This is a genomic window from Geobacillus sp. CAMR5420 (assembly GCF_000691465.1).
GTDB lineage: Bacteria > Bacillota > Bacilli > Bacillales > Anoxybacillaceae > Geobacillus > Geobacillus thermoleovorans.
On the sequence record NZ_JHUS01000016.1, the window covers coordinates 22944 to 29248 of the forward strand.

A 6305-nucleotide genomic window follows, 5' to 3' on the forward strand; every position below is an offset into this window, starting at 1 on the left:
TCAACCCTCAGTGGAGAAAGGAGCTGTACATATGATGCGCATTCTGTTTGTCGGAGCAGGAGCGGTCGGCGGGTATTTCGGCGGCCGTCTGCTTGAAAAAGGGGTGGACGTAACGTTTCTTGTTCGCGAGCGCAGAAAACAGGAACTGGAGAAATATGGGCTTGTCATCCACAGTGTCCATGGCGATGTGGGATTGGCGCCGAAATTGCTTGTTGCCGGCGAATCGGCCGAGCCATTTGATCTTGTCGTGTTCTCAAGCAAAGCGTACCATTTAGACGGCGCCATCGCCGACGCGAAACCGTATGTTGGAGAGGCGACGATGATTTTGCCGTTGTTAAATGGCATGGCCCATATGGATGCGTTATGGAAGGCGTTCGGCCGCGAGAATGTCTTAGGCGGGCTTTGCTTTATCGAAACGACGTTAAACGAGAGAGGGGAGATCATCCAAACGAGCCCGGCGCATGAGATGCGTTTCGGTGAATGGCCAAACGGGCGGAGCGAGCGAACGGAGGTGCTTGCATCGTTGTTTGCCGGCGCTAACGCCTGCTTTCGCCTAAGCGAACAAATTGCAGCTGATATGTGGAACAAATATTTGTTTATCGCGACGATGTCGGGCGTGACAACGCTGTTCCGCGCCCCGATCGGGCCGATCCGTTCCGGGGAGTACGGGAGCGTCATCATCGATCGGCTGTTTCGGGAAATCAAAACGATCATTCAGGCGCATGGGGCGCCGCTGACCGATGAAATGGCCGAGCGGCAGCGCACCCAGCTCGAGCAGATCGCCCCAACGATGAAATCGTCCATGCAGCGCGATATGGAAAAAGGACAGCTCATTGAAGCCGATCATTTGCAAGGGTATTTGCTAGCATTGGCGAAGCGGCATGGCATCCATGCTCCGATGCTCGAGGTGGTATATCGCAATTTAAAAATTTACGAAGCGAGCCGCGCAACCGGTGAGTGACCAGTTGTTCAACCCAGCCGTTTGGCAGGAGCGTGCAGCCCCGCCAAACGGCTGTTTTTTGAGAAAAAGAGAAGTTGTTTACCGCACCAATATAGTGTACAGTTAATAGTGAAAACGTGTGCACAAGGAGGAGGCAGCCTTGAAAAAAACATGGTGGAAAGAAGGCGTTGCGTATCAAATTTATCCTCGCAGCTTTATGGATGCCAACGGCGACGGCATCGGTGATCTTCGCGGCATCATCGAAAAGCTGGATTATTTGGTGGAGCTTGGAGTCGACATCGTTTGGATTTGTCCGATTTACCGGTCGCCGAACGCCGATAACGGATATGACATCAGCGATTATTATGCCATTATGGATGAGTTTGGAACGATGGATGACTTCGATGAATTGCTTGCCCAAGCCCATCGGCGCGGGTTGAAAATCATTTTGGATTTGGTCATCAATCATACGAGTGATGAGCATCCGTGGTTTATCGAATCGCGGTCATCGCGAGACAATCCGAAGCGCGACTGGTACATTTGGCGCGACGGCAAAGATGGGCGCGAACCGAACAACTGGGAAAGCATTTTCGGCGGCTCGGCATGGCAGTATGACGAGCGGACGGGTCAGTACTATTTACATCTTTTCGATGTGAAACAGCCCGATTTGAACTGGGAAAACAGCGAGGTGCGCCAAGCGCTGTATGACATGATCAACTGGTGGCTGGATAAAGGCATCGACGGCTTTCGCATCGACGCGATTTCCCACATTAAGAAAAAGCCGGGTCTTCCCGATTTGCCAAATCCGAAGGGGCTGAAGTACGTGCCGTCATTTGCTGCGCACATGAACCAGCCAGGGATTATGGAGTATTTGCGAGAGTTGAAAGAGCAAACGTTTGCACGATATGACATTATGACGGTCGGCGAGGCGAACGGAGTAACGGTTGATGAGGCCGAACAATGGGTCGGGGAAGAAAACGGCGTGTTTCATATGATTTTTCAGTTTGAGCATTTAGGGCTTTGGAAAAGGAAAGCCGATGGTTCGATCGATGTCCGCCGGCTGAAGCGGACGTTGACGAAATGGCAAAAAGGATTGGAAAACCGTGGGTGGAACGCGCTCTTTTTGGAAAACCACGACTTGCCTCGATCAGTGTCGACATGGGGAAATGACGGCGAGTATTGGGCGGAGAGCGCGAAGGCGCTTGGCGCGCTCTACTTTTTCATGCAAGGGACGCCGTTCATTTACCAAGGGCAAGAGATCGGGATGACGAACGTGCAATTCTCCGACATTCGCGACTACCGCGATGTCGCTGCCTTGCGTCTGTATGAACTCGAACGGGCGAACGGCCGGACACATGAGGAAGTGATGAAGATCATTTGGAAAACCGGGCGCGACAACTCGCGCACCCCGATGCAATGGTCTGGTGCCCCAAACGCTGGATTCACGACAGGTACGCCATGGATCAAGGTGAACGAAAACTATCGTACGATCAATGTCGAGGCCGAGCGGCGCGACCCGAACTCGGTATGGTCGTTTTATCGACAAATGATTCAGCTTCGGAAAGCGAACGAGCTGTTTGTTTATGGAACGTACGATCTGCTTTTGGAAAACAACCCATCCATTTACGCGTACACAAGAACGCTTGGCCGCGATCGGGCGCTTATCATTGTCAACGTATCCGATCGTCCTTCACTTTACCGCTATGACGGCTTCCGCCTTCAGTCAAGCGATTTGGCGCTTTCGAACTACCCGGTCCGTCCGCATAAAAATGCGACGCGTTTTAAGCTGAAGCCGTACGAGGCGCGCGTATACATCTGGAAAGAATAAGAAGGAATTTGCCTTTCCGTGTGGAATAAATGCATACGGAAGGGAGATGATCAACATGGCAACGGTCGATCCGATTCGCTACCCGATCGGAACGTTTCAAGCGCCGCAGCAGTTTGAGGCTGGGGAGGTGCAAGAGTGGATTGCTGCCATCCGCGGGCTGCCGAGCGACTTAAGAACCGCTGTTTCCGGCTTGAACGATGAGCAGCTGAACACGCCGTACCGCGAAGGCGGCTGGACGGTTGCCCAAGTCGTCCATCATTTGGCTGATGCAAGCATGAATGCGTTTTTGCGCACGAAATGGGGAGTGACGGAAGACGGCCCAACGGTGAAGCCGTTTGCGGAAAGCGAATGGGCGAAAACGGCCGATGCTTGCTTGTTGCCCATTGAACCGTCGCTTTTATTGCTTGACGGGCTGCATGCGCGATGGGCGGCGTTGCTTGAATCGATGACGGAGGCAGATTTTCACCGAACCGTTCGGCCGGAAGGGGCAGCGGGGGAGATGCCGCTGTATGTATTGACCGCGTTGTATGCATGGCATGGGAAGCATCATACCGCGCAAGTTGCGTCGTTGCGCAAACGAAAAGGATGGTAAAGGCTGCCGATTCTTCGGCGGCTTTTTTCTTCATGCATCATAGAAGGATGGTGCTGCGCAAACAACACCCGGGAACCGCCGGCTGGGCGGGGCTTTTTTGTCGTCATCCTGCCGGGAGAACGGTGAAATAGCATTTTGCTTAAACGGCGGCATAGGATTATGTTATACTAACAAATATTAAGGGACACGAAATACATAGTTCGCAAGGGGGATCGGTATGGGAGCGGAGCAGCAGCCGCTTATTGCAGAACAAAAAGAAAAAATATGGACGAAAGATTTTGTTTTGATTTGTTTGGCCAATTTTTTTGTGTTTCTTGGGTTTCAAATGACGTTGCCGACCATTCCGCTGTTTGTCGAGCATTTGGGCGGCAATGATCAGCTGATTGGCGTTGTCGTCGGTGTGTTTACGTTTTCGGCGCTCATCGTCCGTCCGTTCGCCGGCCATGCGCTTGAGACGAAAGGGCGCCGGTTTGTGTTTTTATTGGGGCTTCTCATTTTTGTCATTTCTGTCGGTTCCTACAGCTTGGTCTCAAGTATTTTCCTTCTCTTTTTGATGCGGGTCGTCCAAGGAATCGGCTGGGGGTTTTCGACAACCGCTTCCGGAACGGTGGCGACGGACATCATTCCAGCGAGTCGCCGCGGGGAAGGAATGGGCTATTACGGGCTGTCTGGGAATATCGCCTTGGCGTTTGGTCCGTCGCTTGGACTTGTGCTTGCCGCTATGATTCCGTTTAGCCATCTGTTTGCCATTTGTGCGGCGCTTGGAGTCGCTTCGGTGCTGTTTGCCGCCGCAATCACGTATAAAAAAGCGGAAGCCGTGCATGGCAAAGGGGCGAACAGATGGGATTTGTATGAAAAAAGCGCTTTGACCCCGTCGTTGCTGTTGTTTTTCTTGACGGTGACGTTCGGCGGCATCGCCTCATTCTTGCCTCTATATACGGCGCAAAAACAGATCGGCGGCCTGCAGCTGTACTTTTTGCTTTACGCGCTTGCCTTGATGGTGACGCGAACGTTCGCTGGCCAGTTGTATGACCGAAAAGGGCATCGAGCCGTCTTTCTCCCTGGTGCGGGGCTTATTTTGCTGGCGATGCTTCTTCTCGCTTGGCTGCCGGGAGAATGGGCGTTGCTTTTGGCGGCGGTGCTGTACGGTTTCGGCTTTGGCATGGTGCAACCGGGGCTGCAGGCGTGGTCCGTCGAGCGGGCGCCTGCCCACCGCAAGGGAATGGCGAACGCGACATTTTTCTCGTTTTTTGATTTAGGGGTCGGCGTCGGGGCGATAGTGTTTGGCCAAATCAGCCATTGGTTCGGCTATCCGAGCATTTATTTAGCTGCTAGCGGTTCGGTGTTCCTTTCGATGCTTGTCTATCTGTCGGTCTTGCATAAAGAACAATCGCTTCGCCCCAGGGAACGAAAAAACGCTTAGGGATAACCCCTAGGCGTTTTTTCTGCCCAGCGGCGCATCGAAACGGCCTTTGAGGGCGGCTCGTCACCGCCGGGAATGCACTTCGTAAATGGCGAATTTTAAGTAGTCGCCTTCTTCCGCGGCAAGGAGTTTCGGGTGGTCGTAGCCGGCGCCGTTCCAATATACTTGGCGCAGCACTTTTTTTGCGTCAAATGCCGCATCAGCGATCATTTCTTGAAATAGGTGCGGGCGGACGTGGTACGAGCAGCTTGATGTGACGAAAAAGCCGCCGTCTTTGACAAGCTTCAATCCGTTTAAGTTAATGTCTTTATAGCCGCGCAGCGCCTTCGGGACGGCATGGGCCGATTTCGCGAACGCCGGCGGGTCGATGATGACGACATCCCACTGTTTGCCGGCGCGCACTGATTCGCGCAAATAGTCGAAGGCGTTGGCGACGACAAATTCAACGTTCGTGAATCCGTTTAACGCGGCGTTCCGTTTCGCCGTTTCGATGGCATGTTCGGAAATATCGACGGCAGTAGCATGTTTTGCCCCATACAGACAAGCGTTTAGCATAAACGAGCCGGTATGGGTGAAGCAGTCGAGCACGGTTGTCTCCGGACCGATGAGCGGACGAAGAGCGGCGCGGTTTTGCCGCTGGTCGAAGAAAAAGCCCGTTTTTTGTCCGTTTTCAATATCGACGATGTATTTTACGCCGTTTTCCTCGATTTCGATTTCAGTTTCCGCTTCCCCGTACCAAAAGCCTTTTTCTTGTTTGAGACCCTCAAGCTCCCGAACGGATACATCGTTGCGCAAATAAATGGCCCTTGGGGCAAACACGTCAAGCAAGCCGCGTAAAATCCAGTCTTTCCGCCTTTCCATGCCGAGCGCCAAAATTTGCACAACAAGCACATCTTCATATTTGTCGACGATCAATCCGGGCAAAAAGTCGGCCTCGCCATAGACGGCTCGGCAGGAGCGAACGCCGGGAATCATCCGTTCACGGTACGCCCACGCCTGACGGATGCGGTCGATGAAAAAGCGCTCATCGAGTTCATCGTTTGGGTTTTGCGTCAAAACGCGGACGATGATTTGCGAAGCGGGGTTGATATATCCTTTCGCCAGCCAATAGCCTTGATGATTGTAAACGTCAACGAAGTCGCCCGGCGCCGCATCGCCTTCGATGCGGTCGACTTCACTTTGAAAAATCCATGGATGCCCTTGCTCAAGCCGTTTTTTTCGTTCTCTTTTCAGGATGACCTTCGCCATCGTTTCCACTCCCATCCAATCGTCATTTGTGATTTTAGTCCGAACAACTCTCGCAAGTCTCGATACACCAAACCTTGCAGTTTCTTAAACGAAGAAAGCAGATGGTGTTCGTATGCGACTTTCGAGGCAAAGTTCAACGCTTGTTTCATCGCTTGCATCGTCTCAACGAGTTGTTGGTGTTGGGCTTCCGTTGGCAACAACCGAATTTTAGCGGTGACGACCAATTCCATGCGTTTCACCTCCTTTTTTTCAGTGGTATTGTCAAAAGTTTATC

At 52.6% G+C, this 6305-nt stretch carries 6 protein-coding genes; 4 read left to right on the forward strand and 2 right to left on the reverse strand.

What is annotated here, in order from left to right; genetic code table 11:
* The first annotated feature begins 34 nt into the window (after window positions 1-34).
* The 4 genes from DI44_RS13145 to DI44_RS13130 all read left to right on the forward strand — a co-directional run bounded on the left by DI44_RS13145 (window position 35) and on the right by DI44_RS13130 (window position 4783).
* A complete protein-coding gene (locus DI44_RS13145; protein ID WP_033024780.1) occupies window positions 35-961 on the forward strand; it encodes a ketopantoate reductase family protein in 927 nt (308 codons plus the stop codon).
* A 139-nt stretch (window positions 962-1100) separates the two neighbouring features.
* Entirely contained in the window at window positions 1101-2768 is a 1668-nt protein-coding gene (locus DI44_RS13140; RefSeq protein ID WP_021322503.1) for an alpha-glucosidase, read from the forward strand.
* Window positions 2769-2823: 55 nt separating this feature from the next.
* Window positions 2824-3360, forward strand: coding sequence for a YfiT family bacillithiol transferase (locus tag DI44_RS13135; RefSeq protein WP_011230120.1), 537 nt, complete (start codon window positions 2824-2826; stop codon window positions 3358-3360).
* A gap of 217 nt (window positions 3361-3577) precedes the next feature.
* Window positions 3578-4783, forward strand: coding sequence for an MFS transporter (locus DI44_RS13130; RefSeq protein WP_033024779.1), 1206 nt, complete (start codon window positions 3578-3580; stop codon window positions 4781-4783).
* Between the two features lie 63 nt (window positions 4784-4846).
* Here the strand turns inward: DI44_RS13130 and DI44_RS13125 are convergent, their stop codons facing one another.
* Window positions 4847-6031 (reverse strand): class I SAM-dependent rRNA methyltransferase, encoded by a 1185-nt coding sequence (locus tag DI44_RS13125; protein ID WP_025038991.1) that lies wholly within the window; start codon window positions 6029-6031, stop codon window positions 4847-4849.
* Complete coding sequence (locus DI44_RS13120) at window positions 6013-6261, reverse strand: hypothetical protein (protein WP_050483821.1); 249 nt, start codon at window positions 6259-6261, stop codon at window positions 6013-6015. Before DI44_RS13120 ends, DI44_RS13125 begins: the two co-directional genes overlap by 19 nt.
* Window positions 6262-6305: the final 44 nt, after the last annotated feature.